Genomic DNA, 14,683 nt, shown 5'->3' on the forward strand with positions numbered 1-14,683 from the left:
GACCCACACCGGGTACTGCGCGAGCATCGCGACGCGGAACGCCTCGACCGTGTACCCACCCATCGCCTGGAGAATGCCGCCGATCGCCGCGATCACCAGCAGCGACGCGAGGAAACCACCGACGTTGACCATTCCCTGCGCAGTACCGAGATTGGCGCTCGGATTGAAGGTGCGCGCGTAGTCGAAACCGATGACGCCGCCGGGGCCACCCACCGAGACGACGACTACCAGAATCACCAGCAACCACAGCGGGGCCGGGCCCGGCAACGCCAACACGATCCCCCACATCACGGCATTGCTGACCATGATCGACAGCACCAGCCACGAGCGTCGCATCGGATAGCGCCCAGTCAGAATGCCCAGGCCGATGCCGAACACCACCGCCGAAACAACCGACAGCGACAGCAACGTTCCGGCGGCCGCTGCCGACAAACCCTGCGCGGACGTCAGATACGGAATGCCCCACAGCAGCGCGAACACCGTGATCGAGAACTGCGTCCCCATGTGGCTGAAGAAGCCGAGCCTGGTACCCGGCCGCTTCCACACCCTGCCGATCGTGCCGAGCGTCTCGCGCATCGACGTGGGCGCCATCAGCACTTCCACCCCGGGCGGCGTGTCACGGATCAGGGCGAGCGCGAGCACGAACGCCACCAGCCCGAGCGAAGCCGCACTCGCAAAAGCGAACGTCCACCCCGAAGAATGCAGAACCATCAGGAACGGCACAGCAGACAAAATCTGTCCCGTCTGACCGAGAAGACCGGTGAGCTGCGAAACGATGGGAACGCGCCGAGGCGAGAACCACTGCGGCACCAACCGCAGCACCGAAATAAAGGTCAGTGCATCGCCGATGCCGACGAGCGCGCGAGCGGCAACCGCGACCGGGAGCGACTCCGTCGTAGCCAAGATGACCTGCGCAATAGCCATCAGCAGCGCGCCGAGCGCGATCATCCTCCGTGATCCGACCCGGTCGAGAATCACCCCAGCGGGGATCTGCATGCCTGCATAGACGACGATCTGCAGCACCACGAACGACGACAGAACAGAGGGGCTCGCGGAGAACCGGTCGGCCGCGTCGAGACCGGCGACGCCGAACGCCGTGCGGTGCAGGACGCCGACGATGTAGGCGAACACCCCGACACCCCAGACCACCCACACTGTTTTCACTGGGATCATTGTGCCCGGTCACCTGTGCAAGGATCGAATCCCGGCGATACACGACGATGCGAAAGTGGGCAACGACATGGCAGGGCACATTCTGGTGTTGAACGGGCCGAACCTGAACATGCTCGGCACCCGTCAGCCGGAGGTCTACGGCCACGAGACGCTCGCCGACGTCGTCGCCCTGTGCGAGAAGACTGCGGCCGCACACGGCCGGACGGTCCGCGCCGAGCAGTCCAACCACGAAGGACAGCTGATCGACTGGATCCACGATGCCCGCGGGCAGGCATCGGGCATCGTGATCAACCCGGGTGGCCTTACCCACACTTCGGTCGCACTGCGGGACGCCCTCGTCATCCCCGAGGTCCCGATCATCGAGGTCCACATCAGCAACGTCCATGCGCGGGAGGAGTTTCGCCACCACTCGTTCGTCTCGCCCATCGCGAGCGGCGTCATCGCGGGCCTCGGCGTCGCGGGATACGGGTTCGCGGTCGAACGACTGATCGCGCTCACTCAGCCGTAGCTCAGGTTCACACACCTATGCTGGCCGAGAACGTTTCGAGCGAGCGAGGGATCTTCAACGGTGAGCAACAGCAGTCGTAGAAAAGCAGAAGCAGCAACAGCGGCTCTGCAGGGCAAAAAGGACAAGCAGCGCCGCACCATCATTCAGATCGCGGTGGCCGTCGTCCTCGTCGCCCTGATCGCCGGCATCGGATTCACCATCGCGAACCGCGACTCCGACACCACGGCAACCCCGGCCTCGACCCCGTCGTCCGTCACCGAGGACGGCGCCATCCGCATCGGCGCACCCGACGCGTCCGTCGTCGTCACCGCCGTCGAAGACTTTCAGTGCCCGGCCTGCAAGCAGTTCGAAGCCATCAGCGGCGACACACTGACCGAACTGACCGCCGACAACACCATCGCCGTCGACTACCGGCCGATCTCGATCCTCGATCGGATGTCGTCGACCAACTACTCCACCCGCGCCGCGAACGCGAGCTACTGCGTCGCCGACGCCGACATCTCCGCATGGCCCGCCTGGCACAAGGCGATGTTCGAGCAGCAGCCGTCCGAAGGCGGCGAGGGCCTGAGCGACGAAGAACTCCTCGGCATCACGACGACGGTGGGCATCGAGGGACCGGAACTCGAGAGCTGCATCACCGGCGGCACCTACACCGACTACGTGACGAGTCAGACGCAGACCGTGTTGGACTCGGGCATCAACGGCACCCCGACGGTCTCGGTCAACGGAACCGTCGTGTCCAACCCGACGCCCGACGGGCTACGCGCCGCCATCGCCGACGCCAAGTAGGACCGCACCGTGAAGCCCGCACGCGCCACCGCCTGGGTCCTCATCGTCGGCGGATTTTTCGGACTGCTCGCCGCACTGACCCTGACGATCGAGCGGTTCAAACTGCTCGAAGACGCGTCGTACGTTCCGTCGTGCAGCCTGAACCCGGTGCTGTCGTGCGGGTCGGTGATGACGACCGATCAGGCCGCGCTCTTCGGATTCCCGAACCCCATCATCGGCATCGTCGCCTTCACGATCGTTCTCCTTACCGGCGTGCTGACGCTGGGATGCGTCGCGCTCCCGCACTGGTACTGGCTCGGACTCGCACTCGGCGCGCTGCTCGGCGAGGTGTTCGTCCACTGGCTGATCTACCAGAGCCTGTACGAGATCGGCGCCCTCTGCCCCTACTGCATGGTGGTGTGGGCGGTCATGATGCCGATCTTCGTCGTCACCGTCTCCCAACTCGTCGACACCTCCCGCGTGGGCCGACTGTTCGTCGAATGGCGTTGGACAATTCTGGTGGTGTGGTTCGCGGTCGTCCTCGTGCTGATCGCGATCCGCTTCAGCGACTACTGGTCGACACTCGTCTAGAGCACCGCTGTCGCATCGATCTCGATCAGCAATTCGGGCATCGCCAGCCGAGAGACCTCTACGACGGTCTGTGCCGGCCGGCTTGCCGGGAACAGTTCACCGAGGATGCCGGTATAGGTGTCGAGGTGACCGAGGTCGACGAAGTACACCGTCAGTTTCACGACGTTGTCGAGAGTTCCGCCCGCCGCGGACATGATCAGTCGGATGTTCTCGAACGACAGCCGGATCTGCGCATCGACGTCGCCGATGCCCTCGAATTGCCCGTCGGGTGTGATTGCCGTCTGCCCCGAGAGGTAGAGCGTGCGGTCGGCGCCCGTCACGACGACGCACTGCGACAACAGTTGAGCGCCCGGGTCCCACACGGTGTCCGGTGCGAGCACGTACTTGTTCATTGTCACGACCCCTCTCACGCCAACAGAGGGCCAATGTAACGCGTCACAAATGAGAAGCCTTTTTATAACGCTCCGTAATGAACGAAGACAGTGCATGATGATGTGAGTCAGCTCACCCGAAGGTGGGCGGCACGGAACGTCGGGGAGAGTTCTCAGCACCAGGAGTTGTACATGGCGGGCGATCCGATCGCAGTAATCGTTGCCGTAATAGTCTCCGCAGCGGGGGCTGTGGGGGGCGGGGAAGCACCACCGGAGATCCAGGACGGGGCAGCCAATGTAGCTGCGGCCGCGGAAGAATCCGCCGAGGGCCTGCAAAAGCAGCTCGACGACCTTCTGGGCACACTGCCGGAGCCTGCGCGCGAAGACGCCGATGCCATGCTCGACGACGTCGCCGATGCCGTCGAGACCGCGGCCGAACCGATGCTGCCGCCGAAGCCCGAGGAAGTACCCGAAGAAACTGCTGTCGGCGCGGACGCCGGCGCGACACCCGCCGCTGCGACGCCTGTAGCGGCTGCCGCTCCCGTAGCCGGACCCACGCTGACCACCTCGCTCAGCGCACTCGTGCCGAGCAACGCCGCCGTGGGGGCGCTGCAGTTCGGCACGTCGAGCTTCACCCTCGGCGATCTTGCGGCACAAACCGCCTTCATGCCCGCCGCCGAAGCACTGCGCCGAGCACTCTTCCCCGGTATGCCCGCCACCTTCACCGGTGTGTCGATGTCGCCGATCGGCGCGATCACCGCCTTCGTCCCCTGGCTGATGAAAGCCGGCACCATCTGCGACGGGGTCAAAGCTCCCACCATCGCCGCGTTGTACGCAGCGGAGAACGGCTTCCGGCACGGCCCCACCGCGCCCGTCTCGAGCACCGGCGCGCGAGGCCCCGGCCAGTTCATGCCGGGCACGTGGCAGACCTACGGCAAGGACGCCGACGGCGACGGCGCCGCCGACGTCAACGGCATCGCCGACTCGGTCATGGCGTCGGGAAACCTGTTGTGCGACATCAACAAGCAGGTGAACCAGTGGAAGACCGAGGGACGCGTCAAGGGCGACTCGCTCGACCTGACCCTCGCCGGCTACAACGCCGGCGCGGGCGCGGTCCTTCGCTCCGGCGGAATGCCGTCCGGTCTTCCCGATTACGAGAATCAGACCAAGCCGTACGTCGCGAAGATCCGCGCGACAGAGCTGCAGTTCGCGGCAATCCTCAACCCGATCGCATCGCTCGACCTGGCCGCCGTCGGATCGCGTGCCGTCAAACTCGCCATGGACTACCTCGGGCTCCCCTATGTCTGGGGCGGCGGCAACATCAACGGCCCGTCCGGCGGCGGCTTCGACTGCTCCGGCCTCACCTCGTACGCCGTCTTCAAGGCCTCGGGCGGGGCGCTCACACTGCCCCGCACGTCGGAAACCCAATGGGGCGTCGGCACCGAAATCCCCTTGGCGATGGCGCAACCGGGCGACCTACTGTTCGGCAACTGGCAGTCCGCGGGCCCCGGCCACGTCGCCATCTACGCCGGAAACGGCCAGATGGTCCACGCACCGACCACGGGCGACGTCGTCCGCATCGCACCGGTATTCGACGGCATGAAGGCGCGGCGCGTGCTCTGAGCGGTCAGCGGGTAAGTTCGAGCCACACGAGCGATCTGCAGACGAGGAGCACACCTGTGGCCAGCCGGATCTCCGAGCCACCAGCCCCCCAGCCGACCGAACTCCAGCCGACCGAACTCCAGCCGACCGAACTCCAGCCGACCGAACTCCAGCCGACCCACCTCGAGCCGACCGACTTCGGAGAAGCACTCGCCCCGCCCCCGCCCGAAGGGGAAGGCTTCGAGACCGGGTGGCACGTCCGCACCGGCGACGTCGACCCCGGCAACCGACTGCGGTTCGACGGTATCGCGCGCTACCTGCAGGACGTCGGCTCGGACAACCTCGCCGCCACTCCCCTCGGCCTCACCGATCCGTTCTGGATTGTGCGCCGCACCGTCATCGACGTCCACGAGCCGGTCCATTTTCCCGACCGAGTGCACATGCGTCGGTGGTGCTCGTCGATGTCGACGCGGTGGTCCAACATGCGCGTCAGCATCTCCAGCGGTAAGGGCGCGTCCGTCGAGACCGAAGGCTTCTGGATCAACATCAGTGCGACCACCGGGATGCCGACCCGCATCAGCGACGAAGCCCTCGAACTACTGGCTCGCACCACCGACGAACACCGCCTGCGGTGGAAAGCCTGGCTCACCGAACCGGCGCCCGCCGAGTCGCACACCGACGTACATTTCCCGTTGCGCGCCACCGACATCGACTCGTTCAACCACGTCAACAACGCCGCCTACTGGCACGTCGTCGAGGAATTCCTCGTCGATCGTCAGGAGCTGGTGAAGCAGCCGCACCGGGCAGTCATCGAATACCTCACGCCCATCCTGGCGAACGAACACGTCACCATCCGGCACCGCTATTCCGATGGCGCGCTCACACTGTGGTTCGTCGTCGACGGCGCGGTGCGCTCCGTCGCCAAGGTTGCTACCAAAGCTTGACGGTCGAGCTTGCCCCGCGGCGTCCGCGGCAACTCCGGCACGACGAGTATTCGCGTCGGCATGCTCGGGCTCGGCAATGTGCCGCGCAGATGCCGCCGCAGCTCCGCCACCGACGGCTGCTCGGCGCCAAGGACGACGGCCAGCGCGGGCACCTCGCCCATGCGGTCGTCCGACAGCGCGATGCACGCAGCCTGCTGCACGCCGTCGACCGCGAGAGCCGCCGCCTCGATCGGCGCGAGTTCGACATTCAGCCCGGCGCGGATCAGGGTGTCCCCGGCACGACCCAGGAGCGTGAGCACCCGCCCGTCGACGGTTCCTCTGTCGCCCACCGTCATCCAGCCTTCCACCGGACCGGCGTGCAGCGGCTGCTCACCCGAACCCGTCAGGTACCCGTCGAACAGCATGTCGCTGCGAACGTGCACCAGGCCGTCCCGAATCTCGGCGTCGACGCCGTCGAACAGGGTTCCGGCGCCGGGCTCCGTTCCCCGGTCGTACGAGACGAAACTCAACTCGGATGCGCCGTAGAAGTGCACGAGCGAAGCATTCGGAAACACCGACTGCAGTGCGACGCGACTCGTAGTAGGCCACCGAGCAGCACTGGAGAGCACCTCGCGCACACTTCCGACCTGCCCCGCCGCGGCATGAACGACGTCCCACGCGATGGTGGGAACCGAGTACAGATGCGTCAGTGGCGTATTGGACGGCGGCGTGTTGGACGGCGGCGTGTCGGATACAGCGTCCATGATGTCGACCACTGGGCGCAGGTCGACGGTCGCCCCGCGGGTCAATCCGTGCAGAGCGCCGTAGAGAAAGTGCGTGTGGTCGAGGACTCCCGGTGTGGCCACACGATCTCCGCGGCCGATGTCGAACACCGCGTCGCTGCGATCGAGGGTGCGCGCCCACGAGAGTTGACTGCGTGCAAACAACTTGGGTTCACCCGTAGTCCCGGAAGTGATGCCGACGAGCAGTTCGTCGGTCGCCGCAGCAGCGGCATGCCCGCCGCACCCAGTGAGCTCGGTGATCGGCTTGTCGCACCCCAGGTGGCGCAGACGTCGATGTTGACTCGGGTCCGCGAGAACTGCTGCGGGACGGGCGATTTCAAGTACGCGCTCGAACTGCTCAGGGAGAAGGTGGCGGTGCAGCAGCACCACCGACACACCCGACGCCATCGCAGCCGTCACCGACACGAGCGACCCGACATCCGACGTGGGTAGCACCGCGACCCGTCGCATCCCGGTCATGGCCGCCGCCGCACTTCGCACGCGTTCCCAGAACTCGGCGTAGGTCAACGATTCACGGCGATCGACGACCGCGACGACGTCGGGGATCTCTTCGACTCGCAGGGCGATCCGATCCGCCAACAGTAGGCTCACGCGGTGACTCCGTCGCCAGGTTTGTCGTCTTCCCAGTCGTCCTCTTCCCAGTCGTCCTTCTCCCAGTCGTCGTCGTCGACACCGCGTGCGACGAGTGCGTCGCCCAGAGCATCGGCGGTCCGCAGGGCCCGGACCAGAACCGGAGTGGCGAGGGCCGTCATCGACCACTGCAGCCCGCGCGCTTTTCGCGCCTCGGACACTTCGTGAACGATGGTCGCGAGGATGGGGATGCACCGAATGGCCAATGCCAACATCAATCCGATTCGTTCGGGGTCGACGCCGATTCTGCGCAGCGGCCCGAGCGCCCGGGTGACGGTGTCGAGCATGGCCGTCACCCGAGTGGTCACCGTGACGAGTGCCGCGAGTGCCACGGAGATGAGCAGCACCCCGCACACGACGACCGCCCGCGTCGGCGAGGTGATGATGACCTGAAACACCCCGATGATCACCATCATCCACAACACCGGACGCAACTGCGCCAGAGCGAGTTTCGCCGGGATCCGGGCGAGCGCATACAGCCCGGCCACCACCAGCGCGACAACGCCCACCTGTAGCGGCGTCCGCACCAGAACGGTGGCAGCAATGATCGAGACGAGCAACAGCAGCAACTTCGCGCCGGCGGGCATTTGGTGGATCAGCGACGAGCCCGGCCGGTACAGGCCGATCACAGGACGAGCTCGCGGTATGCGGGTACGGCGTCCTCCGGGGTGCCGTCGAATGCCACGCGCCCGTCGTCGACGACGACGACCCGTTCGAAACTGTCCAGCAGAGCAAGCTGATGGGTGACGACGATGACCTGCTGATCGATCGAATCGAGGGCCTCGGCGACGACGCGGGCGTTGCGTAGATCGAGAAGCGTCGTCGGCTCGTCGGCGATGACGACCTCCGGCCGCCTGATCAGCACTGCACCGATGGCGAGCAACTGCTTCTGCCCACCGGACAGCAGATGCGCGGGATGCTCGGCGTGACCGTCGAGCCTGAATCGAACGAGGATGTCCTGCACTCGTTCTGCGATTTCCTGTTTGCTCAGCCGCGATCTGCGGAGCGAGAACGCGAGGTCTTCGGCGACCGTCGGCATGACGATCTGGGTGTCGGGGTCGGTGAACACGAAGCCCACCTTCTTGCGCACCTGCGAGCCCTTCTTCACAGGGTCGACGCCGTCGACCGTGACGGTTCCCGAGGTCGGGGCCAACAATCCGTTGATCGTCCGCGCGAGCGTCGACTTGCCGGATCCGTTGGAGCCGATGATGCCGACGCGCCGCTCCGTGATCCGAAGATCGATGCCGCGCAGTACTTCTCGTTCACCGAACGAATGCCTGACCGATTCGAACATGATGTCGCTCACCACGCACGCTCCACGATCATCGCAATTCCCTGTCCTCCACCGATGGCGCACGCCGCGAGGCCCAGCTGCGGCCCGCCTTCGGCCAGCATTCTCGCCGACAGTCGGACCAGCAGAATTGCACCGGACGCGCCCCACGGATGCCCCATCGCGATCGCGCCGCCCTGCGGGCACAGCAAGTTTTCGTCGATGCCCAACTCGTCCGACACCGCGAGCACCACAGACGCGAACGCCTCGGTGATCTCCACGACCCCGATATCGTCGAGCGCGATGCCCGTTCGCTGCAGCACCTTCTCTATCGCCGGCACCGGGCCCAGGCCTGGTAGCGCCGGATCCGATCCCGCCACCGCCGAACCGAGAACACGCAGTGCGGGCAGTCCCTTCGCGCGCGCCTCGGTGGTGACGGCCATGACCGCAGCACCGTCGGAGATGCCGCACGAATTGCCCGCTGTGGCAGTGCCGTCAGCGGTGAAGCTCGGCCGCAGTCGCGCGAGCCGGTCCCGCGTCATGTTCTTGCGGATCCGCTGGTCTCGCTCGATGCCGGCCACCGGGACGATCTCGGCGGAGAAATCCGCTTCGGCGGCGAGTGCGTGCGAGCGCGCCGCGTAGGCGTCCTGCCTGACGCGGTCGATGCCGCGCGCTACGGCAAGGTCGTCGGCCGCGCTGCCCATGTCCGGGTCGGGAAAGCCCGCGGGAGCGAACGGCGCGCGGGTGTAGCGAACAGGGGCGGCACCCTCCTGCCCGTCGACGCCGGGGTTCGGTGGCCGAAAACGCGGCGGCCAGAAACGCCACGGCGCCGTACTCGCCGATTCGACGCCACCCGCCAGGATGAGCCGGTCCTCACCACTGCGGATGCGCATCGCCGCCTGCATCACGGCGTCGAGCCCGGCGCCGCACTGCCGATCTACCGTCACGCCGGGGACCGAGATACCGAGGCCCGCTTCGAGCGCCGCGATGCGCGCCGGATTGCCGCCCGGCCCGAGACAGTTACCGAGAACGACATCGTCGACCTCGTCGTCGATGCCGTGATCGCGCAGGGTGGCGACCGTGGCACGCAATACCGGCGCGGCGAGATCCGTCGTCGTCAGCGCAGCGAAGCCGTGACCGGCGTTGCCGATGGGGGTCCGCCAGGGCGCAACGAGTACGGGATTGTCGCCGGTCACAACGTCGAGTCTGTCATCATCGAGTGCTTCACCTGGGCGCGGGCGATCTTGCCGCTACCGGTTCGGGGCAACTTCTCGACGACGGCCCACCGCCTCGGCACCGCTTCCTTCTGAAGAAGGGCCCTGGCCGAGGTCTTCGTCGCGCCCAAGAGTGTTCCGGCCTCGAGCTCGATCACCCCCGTCACCGTCTCTCCCAGCACGGCGTGCGGCGTTCCGATCACGGCTGCGGCGCGAACTCCGTCGATGGACTCGAGCACGCGCTCCACGTCCTCGGCCACAACGGTGGTGCCGCCGACGTCGATGGCGGCCTCGCCCCTACCGCGGACGACCAGTTCGCCGCCCGGCCCCAATGCGGCCAGATCGCCGACGCCGACCCATTCGCCGACACCGAGCACCCGGTACGGCGAGCGAACGAACAGCAGGCCATCGCGGATCTCGGCTTCGACACCGTCCAACAGACGCAGCGGTGCGGGAACGCGGCGGATGGCCACCAGCGAGAGCTCGGCTGCCCCGTAGTACTCGACGAGCCCGATGTTGCCGGCGAGTTCCGCAGCCGCTGCATCGAGCCCCGTCCCGCCGACGACTGCGGTGTGCAGGTTCGGCACGGTGCCTACCAGCGTGCGCAGCACCGCCGGAACTGCATGCGTGACGGTTGCCGACGCGGCGGCGTCGGTGACGCAGGCGCCGAGCCAGAGGGCGTGTACGGCGGCGAACAGGTGCATCGTCGCGTGCAGGGGGCCGGTGACGAGAACCCGGTCGGACGGGCTGATTCGCGTGACGGAGGTGAACTCGTCGAAACTGTCGGCCCACGATCGCGCAGTTCGCGCCAACGGCCGCGGCATGCCGGTGGACCCGGACGTCGCGACGAGCAGAAAAGCGTCGCCGGGAATCTCGGACCGGTGCGGACGAGCCGCGGGATCCTCGACGTGCACCGGGACGCCCTGCTGCGCCGCGGCGAACAAACAGATCAGTGCGTCCGGGAGCGTCAGTTCGGACGCGTCGTGCTGCTGCGCGTGCGGCCATGCATCAACCGCGGCAGCGAACTCGGCGTACGTAAGCGTCATGCCGTCCCAGTCGATGGCCGGGCTGTTGCCGGAACCGCCGGGTTTCACTTGGTGATGATGCCGGGGTACGCGCGGTGGACGCTCTTGGCGACGACGGTGGCGATGACGACCTTCACCAGGTCACCGGGGATAAAGGCGAAGTTGGTCGAGATCGCCGCCCACACGCCGAGGTCGGTACGCAGAAGAAGCCCGATGGTGCCGAAGATGTAGATGACCACGATTCCGCCGATGACGTTGACCAGCAGACCGAGCGCGATCGGGTACTTCGGCAGAATGCGGGCCGTCAGCAGACCGATGACGAGCACGCCGGGGATCCATCCGATGAGGTAGCCGGCGCTGGGGCCCGCGAGTGCGGTCAGACCGGTGCGGCCGCCCGACAGCAGCGGCAACCCGATGAGGGTCAACGCGATGAACACCGTCACCGCGCCTACGCCCTTGCGTGCACCGAGGACCGCTCCGGCGAGAATCACGCCGAGTGTCTGCAGGGTGATCGGCACACCACTGAACCCCACCGTGATGGCCCCGGCCAAGCCGAGAGCGGCAATCAGTGCAGCGAACACTGCAATCTGCGCCATGTCGCGGGCGGAGATACGAAACTTCTTTCCTGACACCGTGGACTCCTGAACGCCTTCGAGACCTGACATGACGACTCCTCGCTACTGCGCGAACGACACCGAGCGCGTTCACTCGCATTCTTGAACGGCGTTCAAGGTAGCAGGTCGCGTCCGATGTCATCGAAACCGTCTGCAGCCGAACCGGGCGAGTGCCCCGCCTGCCGACCCACCGTTCGCGCAACCGCCGATACGGTGGTGCCATGACGCGCACACTCGTCCTGATGCGACACGGCAAGTCCGGGTACCCCGAGGGCGTCCCCGACCACGAGCGACCGCTGGCGCCGCGCGGTCGACGCGAAGCCGGATTGGCCGGAGCGTTCATAAGCGAACACGTCGGTAGCATCGACGCCGTCATTTGCTCCACCGCGACGCGGACCCGGGAAACCCTCGCCGCAACGGGCATCGACACCGAAGCCCGATTCGAGCGAGGCATCTACGGCGGATCCGCCGACGAAATCATCGAGGAAATCACCCTGACCGACTCGGCAGTGACCACCCTGCTCGTCGTCGGCCACGAGCCCGGAATCCCCTGGACCGCACTCGAACTCGCGGAGGACGACGACACGTCGGTCGCACGCGAAATCCGTCACCGATTCCCGACGTCGGCCATCGCGGTGCTGACCACCGAGCTCGACTGGAAAGACGTCGCCGCGGGAACCGCAACCATCAGCGAGTTCTGCATCCCGCGAGCCGAGAAGTAAACAGCGTCAGCTCGATCTGTGTCAGCTTCGTAGTTTCGCAGCGACGAAGCCGACGACGCCGAGTGCGATCAGCAGCAACAGCGCAGTGCCGAAACCTGCCAGCCACCACACCACTGCGAACACCACCAGCGCCGGAGCCGCCGCGATGAGAGCGATGCCGGGGTTTTCCCGAATCGTCTCCACAGCCGTCTGTGCGTGCACGCGGTCGAGCTTCTTACCTGCCATCGTCAGCCTCCACGAGTCCGGTATGTCCTCTTCCACCCTAGCGCGGATCAACACCGGTCGCGGTGACCGACAGAAGGGATGCAAGAGCCGCATCGGATTCGAACAACGCCTCGCGGTCGTAGGTCGACGTGGAGGCGAGGATCTCGTCCGCGCCCGTACGTTCAATTAACTCCTCGAGGCCGTCCGCGACACGCTGCGGCGTGCCGTACAGGGCCCCGGCGACAGACTGTTCCACACGCTCCCGCACCCGAGAGGGGGCAGCGTCGAGATCGATCTCGGACGGATTCGTCAGGGGCGGGAACTCGCCGGTTCGCCGTGCCTGCGCCATCGCCCATGCCTCCGGTAGCACCAGCTCGCGGGCCCGTTCGGTGGATTCGGCGACGGTGATGTCGAGCGAGACCACCACGGTAGGCATCGGATTCACCTCTGTCGGGCGGAAGTCGCGGCGATAGGCCGCGAGCGCCGACTCGGCCCTGTCGCCGACCTGCAGAATGGGGCCGCCGACAACGACGGGTAAACCCGCCTCGGCAGCGATCGCCAGGCCCTTGCCGGTGGCCAACACGTAGACGGGCGGGGCCGCAACCGATGGCCGCACCGTCACCGCCCCGGTACCGGCCAGATAGCCGGTCAGTTCCTCGATGTCGGCGGCGAACGTGTCGGCCTCCTCCGCGCCGGTCCGCAGAGCAACTCGGACAGGCTCGGTGAACCCGACCGAACGCCCCACGCCGACGTCGATGCGCCCCGGATACAAGGCCTCGAGCATCGCGAACTGCTCGGCCACCACGAACGGCTGATGATTGGGAAGCATCACCCCGCCCGAACCGATCCGGATGCGCGACGTCGCAGCCCCCATGGCCGCGAGCAGCACCGGCGGGGACCCGCTGGCGATCCCGGGGACCGCGTGATGCTCGGCAACCCAGAAGCGGTGATACCCCAGCCTCTCGGCCCGCACAGCTCGCTCGATCGTGCCGGTCAACGCCGCAGCATCCGGGGCGCCGTGGCGAGTTCGAGAGCGATCGAGAATTGACACCAACACCCTTGGCGCAACCACGTAAGCGGCGCGCATATTTCTTGTGCCATCGTCTGCGCAACGAGGACCGAAGATGTCCGCAATTGCATCGATAGTGGTGACAGAACCAAACGCCGACCGTCGAAGGAGAACGCCATGGACATCCGAATCGAACTCGTCATGATCCCCGTCAGCGATGTGGACCGGGCGAAGGAGTTCTACACCCGCATCGGGTTCAACGCAGACCACGACGCCCGCCCGCTCGACGGTGTGCGATTCGTTCAGCTGACACCGCCCGGGTCGAAGTGCTCGATCGCCATCGGCGAAGGCATCACCACGGCAGCCCCGGGCAGCGTCGAAGGCATGCAGGCCGTCGTCGACGACGCCGAAGAAGCCCGCGCACACCTCATCGCCGCAGGACTCGACATCGCGCCCATTGTCGACCAGGGCTGGGGCAAGTTCGTGTACTTCGCCGACCCCGACGGCAACAAATGGGCCGTCCAAGAGCTCCCGGACTATTCCCAGCAGGGTTGAGCACCGTCCCGGCAGCGCCCACCGTGTCTCTGAAGCACGGTGTCTCTGGAGCACGGTGTGACGAAAGCGCTGCCGGGAACGATCAACATCTCGGCAGGTCTCCCACCTCGGATGAACGGGGTTCGGGAAAACTTGCCCTTTCCCTATCCACGGTCGCTTTTTCCGACCCGAATGAGGAATGATGACCGTCGGGACGGGATCTAGCGCGGGGGAATCGATACACGTGAAACGCAGGCAACTGCTCCAACTGGCAGCAGCGGGACTCGTCGGGCTGGCAGCGCCGCCTCTCGTCTCGGCAGGTCGGGCCGGCGCCCTACCCATCGGTGCGGCCTCCATTCGGTCGCTCGTACCCGAGTTGTTCGCCGACCCGCCCCGTCCGCCGGACCACTCCCCCGTCATCGTCATCGGATCAGGTTTCGGCGCCAGCGCCGCCGCCCTCCGACTCGCGCAGGCGGGAAGCGCCGTCACGGTCCTCGAACGCGGCCTGCGCTGGCCCCGCGACCAGTGGCGCGACATCTTCACCGCCGACATGACCGCCGACGGACGCGGCCTGTGGCACCAAAACTCGTTCACCAACATCACCGGTCTGCCCGTCGGACCCGTCGACTACTTCGGCGGCGTCCTCGACACCACCCGATTCGAGAACCTCTCCGTGTGGCGCGCAGCCGCAGTCGGCGGCGGCTCGATTGTCTACACCGGCG

The 14,683-nt window shown here is 66.5% G+C and carries 17 protein-coding genes and 1 pseudogene; 8 read left to right on the forward strand and 10 right to left on the reverse strand.

Annotation, left to right across the window (positions count from 1 at the left end):
• Nucleotides 1–1,173: MFS transporter (locus tag WBQ44_RS09010; protein WP_495566362.1), on the reverse strand; the 1,173-nt coding region annotated here is incomplete at its 3' end.
• A 67-nt stretch (nt 1,174–1,240) separates the two neighbouring features.
• On the opposite strand from WBQ44_RS09010, the gene aroQ reads away from it, so the two are divergent.
• From aroQ to WBQ44_RS09025, 3 genes are read left to right on the forward strand one after another with little or no spacing between them, the layout of a single operon-like run.
• Nucleotides 1,241–1,681: a type II 3-dehydroquinate dehydratase gene (gene aroQ, locus WBQ44_RS09015; protein ID WP_495566377.1), complete on the forward strand. Its 441-nt coding sequence runs from the start codon at nt 1,241–1,243 to the stop codon at nt 1,679–1,681.
• Nucleotides 1,682–1,741: 60 nt separating this feature from the next.
• Nucleotides 1,742–2,470, forward strand: a complete 729-nt coding sequence (locus WBQ44_RS09020) for a DsbA family protein (protein WP_495566363.1) — start codon at nt 1,742–1,744, stop codon at nt 2,468–2,470.
• A 9-nt stretch (nt 2,471–2,479) separates the two neighbouring features.
• Nucleotides 2,480–3,040, forward strand: a complete 561-nt coding sequence (locus tag WBQ44_RS09025; protein WP_495566364.1) for a vitamin K epoxide reductase family protein — start codon at nt 2,480–2,482, stop codon at nt 3,038–3,040.
• On the opposite strand, the gene WBQ44_RS09030 is transcribed toward WBQ44_RS09025, so the two are convergent.
• The gene (locus WBQ44_RS09030) at nt 3,037–3,432 is read right to left on the reverse strand and encodes a RidA family protein (protein ID WP_495566365.1); all 396 of its coding nucleotides are present in this window, start codon (nt 3,430–3,432) and stop codon (nt 3,037–3,039) included. The two genes, WBQ44_RS09025 and WBQ44_RS09030, sit on opposite strands and share 4 nt — an antisense overlap.
• A 171-nt stretch (nt 3,433–3,603) precedes the next feature.
• On the opposite strand from WBQ44_RS09030, the gene WBQ44_RS09035 reads away from it, so the two are divergent.
• Both WBQ44_RS09035 and WBQ44_RS09040 read left to right on the forward strand, forming a co-directional pair.
• Nucleotides 3,604–5,034, forward strand: coding sequence for a C40 family peptidase (locus WBQ44_RS09035; RefSeq protein WP_495566366.1), 1,431 nt, complete (start codon nt 3,604–3,606; stop codon nt 5,032–5,034).
• A gap of 56 nt (nt 5,035–5,090) precedes the next feature.
• A complete protein-coding gene (locus WBQ44_RS09040) occupies nt 5,091–5,957 on the forward strand; it encodes an acyl-[acyl-carrier-protein] thioesterase (RefSeq protein WP_495566367.1) in 867 nt (288 codons plus the stop codon).
• Here WBQ44_RS09040 and WBQ44_RS09045 read toward each other — a convergent pair.
• From WBQ44_RS09045 to WBQ44_RS09070, 6 genes are read right to left on the reverse strand one after another with little or no spacing between them, the layout of a single operon-like run.
• Nucleotides 5,876–7,330 (reverse strand): AMP-binding protein, encoded by a 1,455-nt coding sequence (locus WBQ44_RS09045; RefSeq protein WP_495566368.1) that lies wholly within the window; start codon nt 7,328–7,330, stop codon nt 5,876–5,878. The two genes, WBQ44_RS09040 and WBQ44_RS09045, sit on opposite strands and share 82 nt — an antisense overlap.
• Nucleotides 7,327–7,998, reverse strand: a complete 672-nt coding sequence (locus WBQ44_RS09050) for an energy-coupling factor transporter transmembrane component T family protein (RefSeq protein ID WP_495566369.1) — start codon at nt 7,996–7,998, stop codon at nt 7,327–7,329. The genes WBQ44_RS09045 and WBQ44_RS09050 overlap by 4 nt, the downstream gene beginning before the upstream one ends.
• A complete protein-coding gene (locus WBQ44_RS09055; protein WP_495566370.1) occupies nt 7,995–8,675 on the reverse strand; it encodes an energy-coupling factor ABC transporter ATP-binding protein in 681 nt (226 codons plus the stop codon). Before WBQ44_RS09055 ends, WBQ44_RS09050 begins: the two co-directional genes overlap by 4 nt.
• Nucleotides 8,672–9,835, reverse strand: coding sequence for a thiolase family protein (locus WBQ44_RS09060; protein WP_495566371.1), 1,164 nt, complete (start codon nt 9,833–9,835; stop codon nt 8,672–8,674). The genes WBQ44_RS09055 and WBQ44_RS09060 overlap by 4 nt, the downstream gene beginning before the upstream one ends.
• Entirely contained in the window at nt 9,832–10,899 is a 1,068-nt protein-coding gene (locus WBQ44_RS09065; RefSeq protein WP_495566378.1) for an AMP-binding enzyme, read from the reverse strand. The genes WBQ44_RS09060 and WBQ44_RS09065 overlap by 4 nt, the downstream gene beginning before the upstream one ends.
• A gap of 44 nt (nt 10,900–10,943) precedes the next feature.
• Nucleotides 10,944–11,543, reverse strand: coding sequence for a biotin transporter BioY (locus tag WBQ44_RS09070; RefSeq protein ID WP_495566372.1), 600 nt, complete (start codon nt 11,541–11,543; stop codon nt 10,944–10,946).
• Nucleotides 11,544–11,713: 170 nt separating this feature from the next.
• Here WBQ44_RS09070 and WBQ44_RS09075 point away from each other — a divergent pair, with 170 nt between their 5' ends.
• Nucleotides 11,714–12,214 (forward strand): SixA phosphatase family protein, encoded by a 501-nt coding sequence (locus tag WBQ44_RS09075; RefSeq protein WP_495566373.1) that lies wholly within the window; start codon nt 11,714–11,716, stop codon nt 12,212–12,214.
• 21 nt (nt 12,215–12,235) lie between these two features.
• Here WBQ44_RS09075 and WBQ44_RS09080 read toward each other — a convergent pair whose 3' ends face one another.
• Together WBQ44_RS09080 and WBQ44_RS09085 are read right to left on the reverse strand one after the other, a co-directional pair.
• The gene (locus tag WBQ44_RS09080) at nt 12,236–12,439 is read right to left on the reverse strand and encodes a hypothetical protein (RefSeq protein ID WP_495566374.1); all 204 of its coding nucleotides are present in this window, start codon (nt 12,437–12,439) and stop codon (nt 12,236–12,238) included.
• Between the two features lie 37 nt (nt 12,440–12,476).
• On the reverse strand, nt 12,477–13,475 hold the full coding sequence (locus WBQ44_RS09085) for an MsnO8 family LLM class oxidoreductase (protein ID WP_495566375.1): 999 nt from the start codon (nt 13,473–13,475) through the stop codon (nt 12,477–12,479).
• Between the two features lie 129 nt (nt 13,476–13,604).
• Between WBQ44_RS09085 and WBQ44_RS09090 the strand changes: the two genes are divergently transcribed.
• Nucleotides 13,605–13,982 carry a VOC family protein gene (locus WBQ44_RS09090; protein WP_495566376.1) on the forward strand — a complete coding sequence of 126 codons (378 nt, stop codon included), beginning with the start codon at nt 13,605–13,607 and terminating at the stop codon, nt 13,980–13,982.
• 223 nt (nt 13,983–14,205) lie between these two features.
• A pseudogene (locus WBQ44_RS09095) lies at nt 14,206–14,683 on the forward strand (GMC oxidoreductase); the annotation flags it as partial.

Origin of the sequence: Rhodococcus sp. (in: high G+C Gram-positive bacteria) (assembly GCF_049591685.1) — a bacterium.
Classification (GTDB): Bacteria; Actinomycetota; Actinomycetes; order Mycobacteriales; family Mycobacteriaceae; genus Rhodococcoides.